General features: G+C 57.8%; 17 protein-coding genes. 9 read left to right on the top strand and 8 right to left on the bottom strand.

Translation table 11 applies throughout. The annotated features are described in order from the left end of the window. The first annotated feature begins 163 nt into the window (after positions 1-163). Together G7090_RS23950 and yoaE are read left to right on the top strand one after the other, a co-directional pair. Positions 164-322: a hypothetical protein gene (locus G7090_RS23950; protein ID WP_371811700.1), complete on the top strand. Its 159-nt coding sequence runs from the start codon at positions 164-166 to the stop codon at positions 320-322. Beyond that, entirely contained in the window at positions 310-1869 is a 1560-nt protein-coding gene (gene yoaE / locus G7090_RS13580) for a CNNM family cation transport protein YoaE (protein ID WP_106993285.1), read from the top strand. Before G7090_RS23950 ends, yoaE begins: the two co-directional genes overlap by 13 nt. On the opposite strand, the gene G7090_RS13575 is transcribed toward yoaE, so the two are convergent. From G7090_RS13575 to pabB, 4 genes are all read right to left on the bottom strand, one after another. After that, positions 1870-3462 (bottom strand): EAL domain-containing protein, encoded by a 1593-nt coding sequence (locus G7090_RS13575; protein WP_106993284.1) that lies wholly within the window; start codon positions 3460-3462, stop codon positions 1870-1872. It lies immediately after the preceding gene. A gap of 164 nt (positions 3463-3626) precedes the next feature. Then, positions 3627-4991 carry an L-serine ammonia-lyase gene (sdaA, locus tag G7090_RS13570; RefSeq protein ID WP_106993283.1) on the bottom strand — a complete coding sequence of 455 codons (1365 nt, stop codon included), beginning with the start codon at positions 4989-4991 and terminating at the stop codon, positions 3627-3629. A 183-nt stretch (positions 4992-5174) separates the two neighbouring features. After that, complete coding sequence (locus tag G7090_RS13565) at positions 5175-5753, bottom strand: CoA pyrophosphatase (RefSeq protein ID WP_106993282.1); 579 nt, start codon at positions 5751-5753, stop codon at positions 5175-5177. A gap of 3 nt (positions 5754-5756) precedes the next feature. Beyond that, entirely contained in the window at positions 5757-7109 is a 1353-nt protein-coding gene (pabB, locus tag G7090_RS13560; protein WP_166182767.1) for an aminodeoxychorismate synthase component 1, read from the bottom strand. A 61-nt stretch (positions 7110-7170) separates the two neighbouring features. Here pabB and G7090_RS13555 point away from each other — a divergent pair, with 61 nt between their 5' ends. Continuing rightward, complete coding sequence (locus tag G7090_RS13555; RefSeq protein ID WP_166182766.1) at positions 7171-7356, top strand: YoaH family protein; 186 nt, start codon at positions 7171-7173, stop codon at positions 7354-7356. A gap of 5 nt (positions 7357-7361) precedes the next feature. Here the strand turns inward: G7090_RS13555 and G7090_RS13550 are convergent, their stop codons facing one another. Further along, the gene (locus tag G7090_RS13550) at positions 7362-7706 is read right to left on the bottom strand and encodes a RidA family protein (RefSeq protein WP_166182765.1); all 345 of its coding nucleotides are present in this window, start codon (positions 7704-7706) and stop codon (positions 7362-7364) included. Positions 7707-7833: 127 nt separating this feature from the next. On the opposite strand from G7090_RS13550, the gene G7090_RS13545 reads away from it, so the two are divergent. The 5 genes from G7090_RS13545 (at position 7834) to rnd (ending at position 14229) form a co-directional block, all read left to right on the top strand. Beyond that, a complete protein-coding gene (locus tag G7090_RS13545) occupies positions 7834-9744 on the top strand; it encodes an ATP-dependent DNA helicase (RefSeq protein WP_166182764.1) in 1911 nt (636 codons plus the stop codon). 66 nt (positions 9745-9810) lie between these two features. After that, positions 9811-10506: a tRNA (adenosine(37)-N6)-threonylcarbamoyltransferase complex dimerization subunit type 1 TsaB gene (gene tsaB, locus G7090_RS13540; RefSeq protein WP_106993277.1), complete on the top strand. Its 696-nt coding sequence runs from the start codon at positions 9811-9813 to the stop codon at positions 10504-10506. Positions 10507-10543: 37 nt separating this feature from the next. Continuing rightward, on the top strand, positions 10544-11137 hold the full coding sequence (locus G7090_RS13535) for a Slp family lipoprotein (RefSeq protein WP_166182763.1): 594 nt from the start codon (positions 10544-10546) through the stop codon (positions 11135-11137). A 204-nt stretch (positions 11138-11341) separates the two neighbouring features. Next, positions 11342-13027, top strand: a complete 1686-nt coding sequence (gene fadD / locus G7090_RS13530) for a long-chain-fatty-acid--CoA ligase FadD (protein ID WP_146145510.1) — start codon at positions 11342-11344, stop codon at positions 13025-13027. 74 nt (positions 13028-13101) lie between these two features. Beyond that, complete coding sequence (gene rnd, locus G7090_RS13525; RefSeq protein ID WP_166185341.1) at positions 13102-14229, top strand: ribonuclease D; 1128 nt, start codon at positions 13102-13104, stop codon at positions 14227-14229. A gap of 60 nt (positions 14230-14289) precedes the next feature. On the opposite strand, the gene minE is transcribed toward rnd, so the two are convergent. From minE to minC, 3 genes are read right to left on the bottom strand one after another with little or no spacing between them, the layout of a single operon-like run. Further along, complete coding sequence (gene minE, locus G7090_RS13520; RefSeq protein WP_032611475.1) at positions 14290-14559, bottom strand: cell division topological specificity factor MinE; 270 nt, start codon at positions 14557-14559, stop codon at positions 14290-14292. 3 nt (positions 14560-14562) lie between these two features. After that, entirely contained in the window at positions 14563-15375 is an 813-nt protein-coding gene (gene minD / locus G7090_RS13515) for a septum site-determining protein MinD (protein WP_106993274.1), read from the bottom strand. Between the two features lie 23 nt (positions 15376-15398). Continuing rightward, positions 15399-16091 carry a septum site-determining protein MinC gene (gene minC, locus G7090_RS13510; RefSeq protein ID WP_106993273.1) on the bottom strand — a complete coding sequence of 231 codons (693 nt, stop codon included), beginning with the start codon at positions 16089-16091 and terminating at the stop codon, positions 15399-15401. A gap of 125 nt (positions 16092-16216) precedes the next feature. On the opposite strand from minC, the gene G7090_RS13505 reads away from it, so the two are divergent. After that, positions 16217-16492, top strand: a complete 276-nt coding sequence (locus G7090_RS13505) for a YcgL domain-containing protein (protein ID WP_166182762.1) — start codon at positions 16217-16219, stop codon at positions 16490-16492. Positions 16493-16521: the final 29 nt, after the last annotated feature.

The following is a 16521-nucleotide window of genomic DNA, read 5'->3' as shown; positions in this document are numbered from 1 at the left end:
GAAGATCCGTAATTTAGCCTAAGCCAATGAGATATTTCTGCGATCAAAAAAAGCGCTGAAACATCTGTTTGCAAAGGAAAGTAAATCTTTGCCATAAAGCCCATGTCTCTGATATGTTTAGCGTCCGTTTACTTGTCAGGAGTATTGGGCAGTAGCCCACTGTATGGACCGTCACCGACGCCAGTCACACATCCGGCCAATTCTGGCCAGCCTTACCGGCGACTCTCGCCACTCACTGTTTACGCCTTCTACCGTTTCGCCCGCATCTGTCGCGGCGCCGTTTTGCCATTCCTTTAGCAGGAGCTTGTCATGGAATTCTTAATGGACCCGCAAATCTGGGTGGGATTGCTCACGCTGGTGGTGCTTGAGATCGTTCTCGGCATCGATAACCTGGTGTTTATTGCCATCCTTGCGGATAAACTGCCGCCTAAACAACGGGATAAAGCACGTTTAATCGGCCTCTCTTTAGCGCTGATCATGCGTCTTGCGCTGCTGTCGGTCATCTCGTGGATGGTGACGCTGACCAAACCCCTGTTCACTGTCTTCGATTTCACCTTCTCAGGGCGTGACCTGATCATGCTGGTGGGGGGGCTATTCTTGCTCTTCAAAGCCACAACCGAGCTTCATGAACGGCTGGAAAACCGCCAGCATGACGACGGACACGGCAAAGGCTACGCCAGTTTCTGGGTGGTGGTCATGCAAATCGTGGTGCTGGATGCCGTCTTCTCCCTCGACGCGGTGATTACCGCTGTCGGTATGGTGAACCACCTGCCGGTGATGATGGCTGCTGTGATCATTGCGATGGCGGTGATGCTGCTCGCCTCGAAGCCGTTGACACGATTCGTGAACGAACATCCGACCGTGGTGGTGCTCTGTCTGAGCTTCCTGCTGATGATTGGTCTGAGCCTGGTGGCAGAAGGTTTCGGCTTCCATATTCCGAAAGGCTATCTGTACGCCGCAATTGGTTTCTCGATCATTATAGAGATGTTTAACCAGATTGCCCGCCGCAACTTTATTCGCCAGCAGTCGAACCAGCCGCTGCGTGCCCGTACCGCTGATGCGATTCTGCGTCTGATGGGCGGCCGCCGTGAAGCCAAAGCGCAGCAGGACAACGATAACCATGCTCCGGTGCCAGTGCCTGAAGGCGCCTTTGTGGAAGAAGAACGCTATATGATCAACGGCGTGCTGTCGCTGGCTTCGCGCTCCCTGCGCGGGATCATGACCCCGCGCGGTGAGATCAGCTGGGTTGATGCCAGCCTGAGTGTGGAAGAAATCCGCCAGCAGCTGCTCTCCTCCCCGCACAGCCTGTTCCCGGTGTGTCGCGGTGAGCTGGATGAGATCATCGGTATTGTGCGTGCTAAAGAGATGCTGGTGGCGCTGGAAGAGGGGGCGAACGTTGAAGCCATTGCGGCCGCCTCGCCTGCCATCGTGGTGCCGGAGACCCTCGACCCGATCAATCTACTGGGCGTGCTGCGTCGTGCCCGGGGTAGCTTTGTGATCGTGACCAACGAGTTTGGCGTGGTGCAGGGTCTGGTGACGCCGCTGGACGTCCTGGAAGCGATTGCCGGTGAGTTCCCGGATGCTGACGAAACGCCGGAAATCATCAACGACAATGATGGCTGGCTGGTAAAAGGCACCACCGACCTGCATGCGCTGCAACATACGTTGGGTCTGGAACATCTGACCAACAACGATGATGATATCGCGACGGTTGCGGGTCTGGTGATTGCCGTTAACGGTCAGATCCCGCGTGCCGGTGATGTGCTTGAATTGCCGCCGCTGAAGATAACCATCGTGACCGCCAATGATTACCGCGTTGATCTGGTGCGCATTGTTAAAGAGCAGTCTGCCCACGACGAAGACGAGTAATCAGGGTAACGACGGCATCATGTTCCCGTTGTGAGAGGCTGGCGGAGGTGAACTCTCCGCCAGCCACTGCGGGAAATCCCGCAGTGGCATTGGCCGCGCATACAGGAATCCCTGCAGAATTTCGACGCCGTGCAGGCGTAGATGCTTAGCCTGGTCGCAGGTCTCCACCCCTTCCGCCACCAGCTCAATGTTCAGACGCTGGGCCAGGGCAATAATAATATCCGTCACCGTCGAGTTAACGGCATCGGTGCCAATCGCGGCGGTGAAGGATTTATCTATTTTCAGCACTTCCGGATTGAGTTTTTCCAGCCACGACAGCGAGCTGTTGCCGGTGCCGAAATCATCGATCGCCAGCTTGACCCCTTTCTGATGCAGGGCCTCCACAATGTTGTAATCCATCTCCAGCAGGGTATCGCGCTCGGTAAGCTCAATCACCAGCTGCTGCGCGGGCTCGGCGCTGAACCAGACGCTGTTAAGATCGTGAAGAAGCACCCCGTCGCGAAAATGTTTGGCCGCCACGTTGATGCCAATATGAAACCCCGACGCGGTGGGAAACATCGCCAGATGGCTGACGGTTTCGATCAGCACGTAACGGGTCAGGGGGACAATCAGGTTATGCTCCTCCGCCAGCGGGATAAAAATATCCGGGGCGATCCACCCCTGCCGCGGGTTGTTCCAGCGCAGAAGAATTTCTACCCCCACGCAGTCCTGCTTTTTGGCATCGATCAGCGGCTGGCAGAAGAGCTCAAACTCGCCGGCAGCCAGCCCATAATTGATCTCCCGGGTGAAACTCATGCGGCTGGCGGTGGCAAGCCAGGCGATATAGCCCACCAGCATGGTGAATATCACCGCCAGGGGCAGCTGTGAGGGCAGGTTTCTCAGGGCCAGATCCGTCGGGCCTGGGCCGTTCACGGTGATGGTGAACGGGAAATTGCTGGAGGCCTGCTGAAACACCGTCTCGTCGCTGTCAAACACCAGCGCATCCGAGAGCTGGCGGTCATAGTTCAGGTGCTTACCGCCGACGCTGAGGTTAACGTCGTTGATAATGGGCAGCTGGGGCTCCAGCAGCAGTCTGGCAATAAGATCGATATTCACAATCTCTATCACCCCATCATCGACCTGGCCCGGCACTGGGTACCACTGGATAAGCACCGGACTGCCCTGCAGCAGAGCATGATCGGTGGTAAGGAGCAGTAAAGGCTGAGAAGCGGGCAGCCGGGGCTGGAACTGGCTGATGGGGATATCGCGGTTTCCGAACATGCTGGAGCAATAGAGAATACCGTCCTTGATCAGGCCAATCGAGCGCACGGTTTGCAGGGAGGCGGCCTGTTTACGCAGTAAAAAATTTACCTCCACGCAGGGCAGGCCTATCAGCGGCTGCACCACGTCGCGCCCGGTCTCCAGCGGCTGCAGGATCTTATCCAGGGTCTCAACCGCATGCGATACGAAGGCGGCGGTAGACTGCTGATTTAAATTACGCTGCGAAATAAAGCCGATGATGAGCGAGCAGATGAGAGTGGAGAAGGACAGCACCAGGCAGACGATAATCCGTTTGCGGCGATAATTTTTAATTATCCTGTGAGCTGTTTGCATGCCACGGCCACCCGAATAGCCACTGGCGCCAATGCCCGTGGCAACTCAGCTAGTGTAGTGGGCATTATTTCAGGTAACGAGAAAAGTGCATGAAATTCGCCCATCTGTATCAGATGGGCGAAGGGGGTATGAAAGACGAAAGTTGCAGCAGGGCAGTCAGAGGATTAGTCGCACTGCACCTTGATCGCCAGGCCGCCGCGAGAGGTTTCGCGGTATTTGGCGTTCATGTCTTTGCCGGTTTCGTACATGGTTTCGATTACCTTATCCAGCGAGACGCGCGGTTCGCTGGTGCGGCGCATCGCCATGCGGGAGGCGTTAATCGCTTTCACCGAGGCGATGGCGTTACGTTCGATACACGGCACCTGCACCTGACCGGCAACCGGGTCGCAGGTCAGACCGAGGTTGTGCTCCATGCCGATCTCTGCCGCCACGCACACCTGTTCCGGGCTGGCGCCCAGCAGCTCAGCCAGACCGGCAGCCGCCATTGAGCAGGCCACGCCGACTTCACCCTGACAGCCGACTTCGGCGCCGGAGATGGAGGCGTTCATCTTATACAGCGCACCCACCGCGCCGGCGGCGAGGAAGTAGCGAATGTAGATATCCGGGCTCACCGATTCGATAAAGTGATCGTAGTAGGCCAGTACCGCCGGAACGATCCCGCAGGCACCGTTGGTCGGGGCCGTGACCACACGTCCGCCAGCGGCATTCTCTTCGTTTACCGCCAGGGCAAACATGTTCACCCAGTCGATGACGTTCATCGGATCGTTGGAATACTTGTCGGTGGTGACCAGCATCCGGCGCAGGGCAGAGGCGCGACGCGGTACGCGCAGCGGACCCGGCAACACGCCTTCTGTATTAATGCCGCGATCGATACAGGCACGCATGGTCTGCCAGACGTTAGCAAAATAGTCTTCAATCTCTTTCTTGCTGTGCAGCGCCAGTTCGTTCTGCATCACCATGCCGGAGAGGGACAGGCCGGTCTCGTGGCAGTAATCCAGCATCTCTTTCGCTGACTTGAACGGGTAAGGCACGTTCACGTCGCCCGCCGTGTCTTTGCCGAAATGCTCTTCGTCGACAATAAAGCCGCCGCCGATGGAGTAATAGGTTTTGCTGTAGACCACTTTGTCGCCGCTGAAGGCGTGGATCTGCATCCCGTTCTCATGCAACGAGAGGTTGTCGCTGCGAAAACGCATGCCGTCGTCCTGCGGGAAATCCACTTCCTGCCGGCCATTCGCCAGCAGCAGACGACCGCGCGTTTCCACGTCGCGGATAAACGCCGGAATGGCGTCAATATCTACGGTGTCCGGCATATTTCCGGCCAGACCCATAATAATGGCGATATCGGTGTGGTGGCCTTTACCCGTTAACGACAGTGAACCGTATACGTCCACCGCCACGCGGGTAATGCTGTCCAGTAATCCTTTTTCGACCAGGTCATCGACGAACTGTTTACCGGCCTTCATCGGCCCTACAGTGTGGGAAGAAGAGGGACCAATCCCCACTTTGAACATGTCGAATATACTAATCACTTTAACACTCCTGACAGGGTTACCGGGTTTCCAGTAACGATGTAATAACTTCGCATAGTGTAAGAGGGAAGCCCGTCGTCAGCTCAACTATTCACATGAATTAAACTAATGGCCAACGCGGGATTAACTAATAGCGGGAGGCGGATCGCAAAGGTGCAAAAAAGAGGCGAATGTAAAGTATAGTCAAGGTTTCAGGCCGATCTGCAGCGCCAGCTCGCGAATAATTCCCGCAGTCATGCCCCAGACAAAATAATGCTGATACCAGGAGAGCCATACCCGATGATCGTGGCCACGACGATGAATATCCAGGGGATGATAACGGCTCAGACGCAGGGCTTCGGCGAGCGGCATTTCGAACACCGACTCCACTTCATCCACGCTGGCATGATAGGGCAGGTTGGGAGGAATAATGCCCACCACCGGCGTCACCTGAAAACCGGTCACGCTGTCCACCGGCGGCAGGACGCCAATCACCTCGACCTTGTGCGGCGGAATAGCCACTTCTTCCTCGGCTTCACGCAGAGCAGCGGCAATTAACGAGGCGTCGGTGCTGTCCACCGCGCCGCCAGGAAACGCCACCTGACCGGCATGTTTGCGCATCTGCGCGGATCGTCGGGTCAGCAACAGGCCCGGCTGCTCCCGACGCACCACCGGGATCAGCACCGCCGCCTGACGCTGGTTTAACGACGTGCTGTTCACCTGCGGACGCAAAAGCTGAAAACGCGATAAAAAATTGTCGAGAGTCAGATCGTGGGTATTCACCAGTTAGCGCTCCAGTTGTTGCAGAATACGATTCACTTTATCAAAGGTTTCCTGATATTCCGCTGCGGCCTGGCTGTCAGCCACGATCCCGCCGCCTGCGGAACAGTAAATTTGTCCATCCACTGCCGTCAGGGTACGAATGGTAATGCTGGTATCCATGCCGCCGCACAGGCTCAGGTAGCCGATGCTGCCGCACCAGGCGTTACGGCGGTGAGGCTCCAGCTCGTCGATGATCTCCATCGCCCGCACCTTAGGCGCGCCGGTGATCGACCCGCCGGGAAAGGCGGCGCGCAGCAGATCGCACGCGGTCTGCGTGGGCGGCAGCCGGGCGGTAATGGTGCTCACCAGGTGATGGACGGCCGGGAAGGGCTCGACCACGAACAGCTCCGGGACGCGCACGCTTCCCGGCTCCGCCACCCGGCCAATGTCATTGCGCATCAGATCGACAATCATCAGGTTTTCGGCTCTGTCTTTCGGCGAGGCGGCGAGTTTCTCCGCCTGCTGACGATCGGCGTCCGCATCCGCGAGGCGCGGCAGGGTGCCTTTGATCGGGCGGGTCTGGATGACGCCCTCCGCCAGATGGATAAACCGCTCCGGTGAGAGGCTCAGGATAGCCCCCTCTTCGAGACGCAAAAAGGCACTAAACGGGGCGCGGTTGTTGGCATTCAGCCGGGTAAAGGCCTGCCACTCGTCGCCCTCATAGCGGGCCTGAAAACGCTGGGCCAGATTGACCTGATAACAGTCGCCGCTGTGCAAAAAGGCCTGCACGCGATCGAATTTTTGATGGTACTCCGCCGCGGACATATTGGCCTGCCAGCCGGAGGTCAGCCGGAACGCGGGCGCATTAGCGGGCACGCGTTGTGATTCGAGCCACGCCAGCCGGGCTTCTGCGTCGCCATGACAGACCAGCGACACCTGCTGTTTGCGATGATCGACAACGATCGCCCAGTCGTACAGGCCGACGGCCATGTCCGCCAGGGTAATATCACGCCCGGCCCGTTCCGGCAGCTGTTCGAAGCGGCGACCGAGGTCGTAGCCGAACAACCCCAGCGCGCCGCCCTGGAAGGGCAGGTCCGGGTTCGGCGAGCAGGGCAGGCCCATCTCATCCATAGCCTGCTGAAGCAAACTCAACGGGCAGGCGTCCGAGTGAACACCGTCGATCAGCGTATCCGCCCCGTGAGTTACCAGGGTGGTACGCGGGTCGGCCACCAGAATGTCAAAGCGGCTGTAGGGATGATCCGCATGGCCGGAATGCAGCAGCATCGCCCACGGCAGAGAGCTTAGCGGCGCAAACCAGAATTCTGCGGCGTCCGGGCGCCAGGGTAATGTCAAAACAGTGGGGGATAACGGGTTCATGGGTGGTAGACTACCGGGCAGCGTGAAATAATTAGCGCTGATAATTTAGCAGGAGTTGACGATGTTTGCAGGTTTACCTTCACTGAGCCACGACCAGCAGCAAAAGGCCGTCGAGCGTATTCAGGAGCTGATGTCCCAGGGGATGAGCAGCGGGCAGGCCATTACCCAGGTGGCAAACGAGTTGCGCGCCACCCATACCGGCGAGCGGATCGTGGCGCGTTTTGAAGATGAGGATGAAGAAGAGTAACGCCCTTACACTGCGGCGATAATCTTAATCTCCACCTTATACTGCGGTTTCATCAGCGTCGCCTGTACCGTGCAACGTACAGGCGCGTGACCTGCCACCACCCACTCATCCCAGGCTTTGTTCATCGCCGCGAAATCATCTTTGTTCGCCAGGAAAATCGTCGCATCCAGAATGCGCGATTTGTCGCTGCCCTGTTTTTCCAGTACCGCGTCAATCTGCGCCAGGGTATTGGCGGTCTGCTCATAAGCCTCGGCATCCAGATTGGCCGGGACGCCGGTGTAGTACAGGGTCTGGTTGTGGATCACCACATCTGACCAGCGGGCTTCGGCATCAATGCGCACAATTGTCATTTACGTTTCCTCGTGAGTGTCTGTTTCAGCAGGCAAGACTGCCATATTGTTTTGCCTGCGTCACTCTCGACTGGCGCCAGGGCGAGCGGCCTGACATAATCCCCTGTGCAAAAATACAGGGGGCAGAGTGGCAGACGATTTCGCAGCAGACGGACAGTTAGCAAAGGCAATTCCCGGCTTTAAGCCGCGTGAACCGCAGCGTCAGATGGCGCACGCGGTAGCCGAGGCAATCGACAGCGCCCGGCCGCTGGTGGTGGAAGCGGGCACCGGCACCGGTAAAACCTATGCCTACCTCGCGCCCGCGCTGCGTGCCAAAAAGAAAGTGATCATCTCCACTGGATCAAAGGCGCTGCAGGATCAGCTCTACAGCCGCGACCTGCCTACCGTGGCCAAAGCCCTGAAGTACAAAGGCCGTCTGGCCCTGCTGAAAGGGCGCTCCAACTACCTCTGTATCGAACGGCTCGACCAGCAGGCGCTGGCCGGGGGCGATCTGCCGGTGCAGACGCTCAGCGATGTGATCATCCTGCGCACCTGGGCTAACCAGACCCTCGACGGGGACATCAGCACCTGCGCCAGCGTGGCCGAAGACTCCGCCGTCTGGCCACTGGTCACCAGCACCAATGACAACTGTCTCGGCAGCGACTGCCCGCTCTACAAAGACTGTTTTGTGGTCAAAGCGCGTAAAACGGCGATGGATGCCGACGTGGTGGTGGTCAACCATCACCTGTTTCTCGCGGATATGGTGGTGAAGGAGAGCGGCTTTGGTGAGCTGATCCCCGAGGCTGACGTATTGATCTTCGATGAAGCCCATCAGCTCCCGGATATCGCCAGCCAGTATTTCGGCCAGTCCCTCTCGAGCCGCCAGCTGCTGGACCTGGCGAAAGATTTCACTATCGCCTACCGCACCGAACTGAAAGATACCCAGCAGTTGCAGAAGTGCGCCGACCGGCTGGCGCAAAGCACTCAGGATTTCCGTATGCAGCTCGGCGATCCGGGCTATCGCGGCAACCTGCGCGAACTGCTGGCCGATCAGCATATTCAGCGGGCGCTACTGCTGCTCGACGACGCCCTCGAGCTCTGCTACGACGTGGCGAAGCTCTCCCTTGGCCGTTCCGCGCTGCTGGATGCCGCCTTCGAGCGCGCCACGCTCTACCGCACCCGCCTGAAACGGCTGAAAGAGTTTAACCAGCCAGGCTACAGCTACTGGTACGAATGCAACTCGCGCCATTTCACCCTCGCCCTGACGCCGCTCACCGTGGCCGATAAATTCCAGGAGGTGATGGCGCAAAAACCGGGCAGCTGGATCTTTACCTCCGCTACGCTGTCGGTGAACGATGATCTGCACCACTTCACCGAACGTCTCGGCATCGCAGAGGCCAAATCCCTGCTGCTGCCGAGCCCGTTTGATTACGCCACCCAGGCGCTGCTCTGCGTACCGCGTAATCTGCCGCTGCCTAATCAGCCCGGCGCCGCCCGCCATCTGGCGGCGATGCTCAAGCCGATGATCGAGGCCAATAACGGCCGCTGCTTTATGCTCTGTACCTCCCACGCCATGATGCGCGATCTGGCGGAGCAGTTCCGCGCCACCATGACCCTGCCGGTGCTGTTGCAGGGTGAAACCAGTAAAGGCCAGCTGCTCCAGCAGTTTGTCACCGCCGGCAACGCTCTGCTGGTGGCGACCAGCAGCTTCTGGGAAGGGGTGGACGTGCGCGGTGACGCCCTGTCGCTGGTGATCATCGACAAACTGCCTTTTACCTCGCCGGACGATCCGCTCCTGAAGGCGCGAATGGAAGATTGCCGTCTGCGCGGGGGCGATCACTTTGATGAGGTGCAGCTTCCGGACGCGGTGATCACCCTCAAGCAGGGGGTGGGGCGCTTAATCCGCGACGTGGACGATCGCGGGGTGCTGGTAATCTGCGATAACCGGCTGGTGATGCGTCCGTACGGGGCCACTTTTATCGCCAGCCTGCCGCCGGCGCCGCGTACCCGGGATATCGATCGCGCAGTGCGTTTCCTGGCGGCGTCTGAGGCGGAGTAATTTACTGGCGGATGTGTTAAAATGCGCGCCTTTTTGTGACTGCCCCTTGCGAGAGCGCGACAACACATGCGAATTCTGGCTATTGATACCGCCACAGAGGCCTGCTCTGTTGCCCTGTGGAACGACGGTAAACTCTGTGCTCATTTCGAAGAGTGCCCCCGGGAACATACCCAACGTATCCTGCCTTTGGTGAAGATGATCCTCACCGAGGGCAACACCTCCCTGAATAACCTCGATGCCCTGGCCTATGGCCGTGGCCCAGGCAGCTTTACCGGCGTGCGCATCGGGATTGGCATTGCCCAGGGACTGGCACTGGGTGCCGAACTGCCGATGATTGGCGTCTCGACCCTTGCTACCATGGCTGAAGGTGCCTGGCGCAACACCGGTGCCACCCGCGTGCTGGCCGCCATCGACGCCCGGATGGGCGAAGTTTACTGGGCCGAGTATACCCGCGATGAGCAGGGCGTCTGGCACGGGGAAGAGAGTGAAGCGGTGCTCACCCCGGACGCAGCAGGCGAACGTATGAAGCAGCTTTCCGGTGAGTGGGCAACCGTCGGCACCGGCTGGCCGGCATGGCCCGATATGGCCAACGACAGCGGTCTGACCCTGGTGGACGGTAACGTGTTGCTGCCTGCCGCAGAAGATATGCTGCCTATCGCCCGTCAACTGCTGGCCGCAGGAAACACCGTGGCGGTCGAGAAGGCCGAGCCGGTTTATTTGCGAAACACCGTAGCGTGGAAGAAACTTCCGGGCCGGGAGTGAATCTCAGTATCAGAGCCTGAGAAAAAGGAGTCGCATCATGGCGGTTCAAAAATATGTTGTTCGTCTGCTGACCGTCGGGGCCTTTGCCCTGGCATTAACAGGATGTGTCTCTGTCCCTGATGCGATCAAGGGCAGCAGCCCGACGCCGCAGCAGGATCTGGTCCGGGTGATGAACGCGCCGGAGCTGTATGTCGGCCAGGAAGCACGCTTCGGCGGCAAGGTGGTGGAGGTGTTGAACCAGCAGGGGAAAACCCGTCTGGAAATCGCCACCGTCCCGCTGGACAGCGGCGCGCGACCGGTGCTGGGTGAAGCCTCGCGCGGGCGCATCTATGCCGATGTGAACGGTTTCCTCGACCCGGTGGATTTCCGTGGCCAGCTGATCACCGTCGTCGGTACGATCACCGGCACGGAGCAGGGCAAAATTGGCAACACGCCGTATAAATTTATGACCCTGCAGGCCAACGGCTATAAACGCTGGCGGGTAGTGCAGCAGGTGGTAATGCCGCCGCAGCCGATCGATCCCTTCTACTGGGGCCCGCATCCGTGGCGCTATGGATATGGCTACGGCTATGGCGGCTGGCCAGGTTACGGTCCCGGACCGGCTCAGGTTCGGACGGTAGTAACAGAGTAACTCCCTGTTAACACTGAAGAAGAAACAGCGGCCTGGCCGCTGTTTCGTTTTTTTTATATCCATAACAAAAATAAATAGTGACGCGCTTCGCAACCTTAAATCCGGACAATAAATAAACTGGTACGCTGAGTTAATATTATGTTAACGACTTGTTTATTAACCGGGGCTGTGATGACGACGAACACGCATTTCAGAGGTGATGTAGTGAAGAAGGTTTGGCTTAACCGTTATCCTGCGGATGTGCCTGCAGAGATAAATCCTGACCGTTATCAATCCCTGGTTGAACTGTTTGAAAACTCCGTGACGCGCTACGCCGATCAGCCTGCGTTTGTGAACATGGGTGAGGTGATGACCTTCCGTAAGCTGGAAGAGCGCAGCCGGGCATTTGCGGCCTACCTGCAACAGGGTTTAGGCCTGAAGAAAGGTGACCGGGTAGCGCTGATGATGCCTAACCTGCTGCAGTATCCGGTGGCGCTGTTTGGTATCCTGCGCGCCGGGATGATCGTGGTTAACGTCAACCCGCTCTATACCCCGCGCGAGCTGGAGCACCAGCTGAACGACAGCGGTGCGGCGGCGATTGTGATTGTCTCCAACTTCGCGCACACCCTGGAAAAAGTGGTCGACAAGACCCAGGTCAAACACGTCATTCTGACGCGGATGGGCGATCAGCTCTCCACCGCCAAAGGGACGCTGGTTAACTTTGTTGTTAAATACGTCAAACGTCTGGTGCCGAAATATCACCTGCCGGACGCCATCTCCTTCCGCCGGGCGCTGCACAACGGCTACCGGATGCAGTACGTTAAACCGGAAGTGGTGCCGCAGGATCTGGCCTTCCTGCAGTACACCGGTGGCACCACCGGGGTGGCGAAAGGGGCGATGCTCACCCACCGCAACATGCTGGCGAACCTCGAACAGGTCAATGCCACCTACGGCCCGCTGCTGCATCGCGGCAAAGAGCTGGTGATCACCGCGCTGCCGCTCTACCACATCTTCGCCCTGACCATGAACTGCCTGCTGTTTATCGAGCTTGGCGGCCAGAACGTGCTCATCACCAACCCGCGGGATATTCCCGGCCTGGTGAAAGAGCTGGCGAAATATCCGTTTACCGCCATGACCGGGGTGAATACCCTCTTCAACGCCCTGCTGAACAACAAAGAGTTCCAGCAACTCGACTTCTCGACCCTGCATCTGTCGGCGGGCGGTGGGATGCCGGTACAGCAGGCGGTGGCCGAGCGCTGGGTCAAACTCACCGGGCAGTATCTGCTGGAGGGCTATGGCCTGACCGAGTGCGCTCCGCTGGTGAGCGTCAACCCGCACGACATCGACTACCACAGCGGCAGCATCGGCCTGCCGGTGCCCTCAACCGAAGCCAAACTGGTGGATGACAACGATAACGAAGTGCCGCATGGCGAACCGGGCGAACTGTGCGTGAGAGGGCCGCAGGTGATGCTGGGCTACTGGCAGCGTCCGGACGCCACCGACGAAATCATCAAAGATGGCTGGCTGCACACCGGTGACATCGCGGTGATGGATGACGAAGGTTTCCTGCGCATCGTCGATCGTAAAAAAGACATGATCCTGGTCTCCGGGTTCAACGTCTATCCGAACGAGATTGAAGACGTGGTGATGCAGCACAACGGCGTACTGGAAGTGGCCGCGGTAGGCGTTCCGGCAGGCAGCAGCGGTGAAACGGTCAAAATCTTTGTGGTGAAAAAAGATCCTGACCTCAGCGAAGAGGCGCTGATTACCTTCTGTCGTCGCCAGCTGACCGGCTACAAAGTGCCGAAACTGGTGGAGTTTCGCGACGAACTGCCAAAATCGAACGTCGGGAAGATATTACGACGAGAATTACGTGACGAAGCGCGCGCCAAAGTAGACAATAAAGCCTGAGCTTCGTGTTAGTCACCCCAAAACGCTGGCCTGGCCGGCGTTTTTTTATGGGCGCAAACCAAAGAGAATATGATTTGAATTACCAGATGATCACCACCAACGACGAGCTGGCTTCGCTGTGCGATGTCACCTGTGACGCACCCGCCATCGCGCTGGATACCGAATTTGTCCGTACCCGCACCTATTACCCGCAGCTGGGTCTGATCCAGATGTATGACGGAAAAAATGTGTCGCTTATCGACCCGCTGGGGATCACCGACTGGGCGCCAATGCGTGCGCTGCTGCTGAATACCGCCATCACTAAATATCTGCATGCCGGAAGTGAAGATCTGGAAGTTTTCCTCAATACCTTCGGCATCATGCCGGAGCCGCTGATCGACACCCAGATCCTCGCTGCCTTTGCCGGTCGCCCGCTGTCATGGGGTTTTGCCGCCATGGTGGAAGAGTACACCGGGCTGGCGATCGACAAGAGCGAATCCCGCACCGACTGGCTGGCGCGACCGCTGACCGAACGCCAGCTCGACTACGCGGCGGCGGATGTCTTCTACCTGCTGCCGATTGCCGGTCAGCTGATGAAAGAGGCCGAAGCTTCCGGCTGGCTGCCTGCTGCCCTCAATGAGTGCCGGATGACGCAGCTGCGTCGTCAGGAGACCACCGATCCGAAAGAGGCGTGGCGCGATATCAGCAACGCCTGGCAGCTGCGCACCCGCCAGCTGGCCTGTCTGCAGCTGCTGGCGGACTGGCGTCTGCGTAAGGCGCGCGAGCGCGACCTGGCGGTGAACTTTGTGGTGCGTGAAGAGCATCTGTGGGCCGTGGCGCGTTACATGCCGGGTAGCCTGGGCGAGCTGGACAGCATCGGCCTTTCCGGTTCGGAGATCCGCTTCCACGGTAAAACCCTGCTGGCGCTGGTGGAGAAAGCGCAGGCGTTGCCGGAAGAGGCATTGCCGCAGCCGCTGTTGAACCTGATGGATATGCCGGGTTATCGCAAAGCCTTTAAGGCGATTAAAGCCCTGGTGCAGGAAGTGGCAGCGGAGAGCAAAGTCAGCGCCGAGCTGCTGGCCTCACGTCGTCAGATCAACCAGCTGCTGAACGCGCACTGGAAGCTGAAGCCGCAGAACGGTACGCCGGAACTGATGGCAGGCTGGCGCGGGGAACTGATGGCCGATCGCCTGAATACGCTACTGGAAGCGTATCCGCAGTAATCGCCCCGGTGGGGAATCCGTAGGCCGGGCAAGCGCAGCGCCGCCCGGCATCAGGCACGGTTATGAACGTGACTCTTCCGCTTCCGGCAGGGTCACGTTGAGCTCCAGAATCGAGATATCCCCGTCCTTTTGCTCCAGCTGTACGGTCACCATTTCCGGGTCAATCTGCACGTACTTACAGATCACTTCCAGAATATCTTTGCGCAGCTGCGGCAGGTAATGCGGTTCAGCGTCGCTGCGGCGGCGTTCTGCCACGATGATCTGCAGACGCTCTTTTGCGATGTTAGCGGTGCTTTTTTTCCGCGAGAGAAAAAAGTCCAGTAATGCCATAACTTATCCTCCGAACAGGCGTTTGAGGAAACCTTTCTTCTCTTCTTCGATGAAGCGGAAAGGACGTTCTTCTCCGAGCAGACGATCTACCGTGTCCGCATACGCTTTACCGGCGTCTGCGTTAGCGTCGAGGATAACCGGTTCACCCTGGTTAGAGGCACGCAGCACGGATTGATCTTCCGGGATGACGCCAACCAGTTTGATACGCAGGATCTCGAGCACGTCTTCCATACTCAGCATATCACCTTTATTAACGCGACCCGGATTATAACGGGTCAGCAGCAGGTGCTCTTTAATCGGTTCCTGGCCATTTTCCGCACGGCGGGATTTTGAGGCGAGGATCCCTAAAATTCGGTCGGAGTCGCGCACGGACGACACTTCCGGGTTGGTGGTGATGATCGCTTCATCGGCGAAGTAGAGCGCCATCAGCGCGCCGGTTTCGATGCCTGCCGGTGAATCGCAGACCACGAAATCGAACTCCATCTTTTTCAGCTCATCGAGCACTTTTTCCACACCTTCACGGGTCAGCGCATCCTTGTCGCGCGTCTGTGAAGCGGGAAGAATATAGAGATTGTCGGTACGTTTATCTTTAATCATCGCCTGATTCAGCGTGGCGTCACCCTGAATCACGTTCACAAAATCGTACACCACGCGGCGTTCACAACCCATAATCAGGTCAAGGTTACGCAGGCCGATATCGAAATCAATAACGACGGTTTTCTTTCCCTTCTGGGCCAAACCAGTAGCGATGGCCGCGCTGGAGGTGGTCTTGCCAACGCCTCCTTTACCCGAAGTAACAACAATAATGCGTGCCATAGAAATTCCTTGTTAAAAAGGGATCAATTCAACGGTTGAACGGTCAAAGCGTTGTCTGCGAGCCGCAGACGTGCCGCTTTGCCAGAAAATTCGGCCGGGATGTTATCACTCAGCCAGTAAACACCTGCGATGGAGACCAGCTCCGCCTCCAGGTGGGTACAAAAAATTTGCGCATCGCGATCGCCGCTGGCACCCGCCAGCGCACGGCCTCGCATTGAGCCATAAATATGGATATTGCCATCCGCAATCAGCTCCGCACCTGCGCTGACGTGGTTGGTCACAATCAGGTCACAGTTTGGCGCATAAATGCGCTGACCGGAACGCACCGGAAGATCAATCAATCGCGTTTTTGTGACAGGGGTAACAGGGAGTTCTGGCGGGGCAGGGGGCTCTGCGCGCGGGGCTTTGTCTTTGCCTTCGTTCAGCAGCGGAAGACCTGCCCGATCGATTTCGGCTTTCAGCTCAGCGTCTTTGCAGCCGCTGATGCCCACAATCCGCAGGCCGGTGGCGGTGACCGCCTGTTGCAAATGGTGCCAGTTAACCGGCGCTTCGAGGCCGCTTACGTTAATGACCACCGGCGCATGGGTAAGAAATGCGGGCGCCTGCGCGATTTTGTCTTCTAACGCCTGACGAATAACCTCGGGTTTTGCTTCATGCAAATGAACCACTGATAAGGTGAAGCTACTGCCTTTAAGCTCGATGGGCGTGTTTGACATCCTGGCCTTACTCAATTTGCTTTTACCACGACGTGTGCGCCGTGATATTCCGAAGAGTATCAGGCATGTTATAGTCACAATTATATTGAGGCAAGTCACCCTCCCGCTTAATTCAGAGTAAATATATGTTTTGTGTGATCTACAGAAGTACCCAGCGCGACCAGACCTACCTGTATGTCGAAAAAAAGGACGATTTTTCCCGCGTGCCTGAGGCCCTGATGAAGAGCTTCGGTAAGCCGCAGCTGGTGATGCTGATGCCCCTCGACGGGCGCAAGCAGCTGAGCAACGCCGATCTGGAAAAAGTAAAAACCGCGCTGGCCGAACAGGGCTATTATTTACAACTCCCTCCACCGCAAGAAAATTTACTCAAACAGCATCTTGAGGCGCAGGGGAAAAAATAGTTTAAGAATTATCTGTCAGCGTCACATTA

Origin of the sequence: Leclercia sp. 29361, from assembly GCF_011290365.1 — a bacterium.
In the GTDB taxonomy this organism is placed as follows: Bacteria; Pseudomonadota; Gammaproteobacteria; order Enterobacterales; family Enterobacteriaceae; genus Enterobacter; species Enterobacter tamurae.
This window is presented reverse-complemented; position numbering and strand designations above follow the sequence as displayed.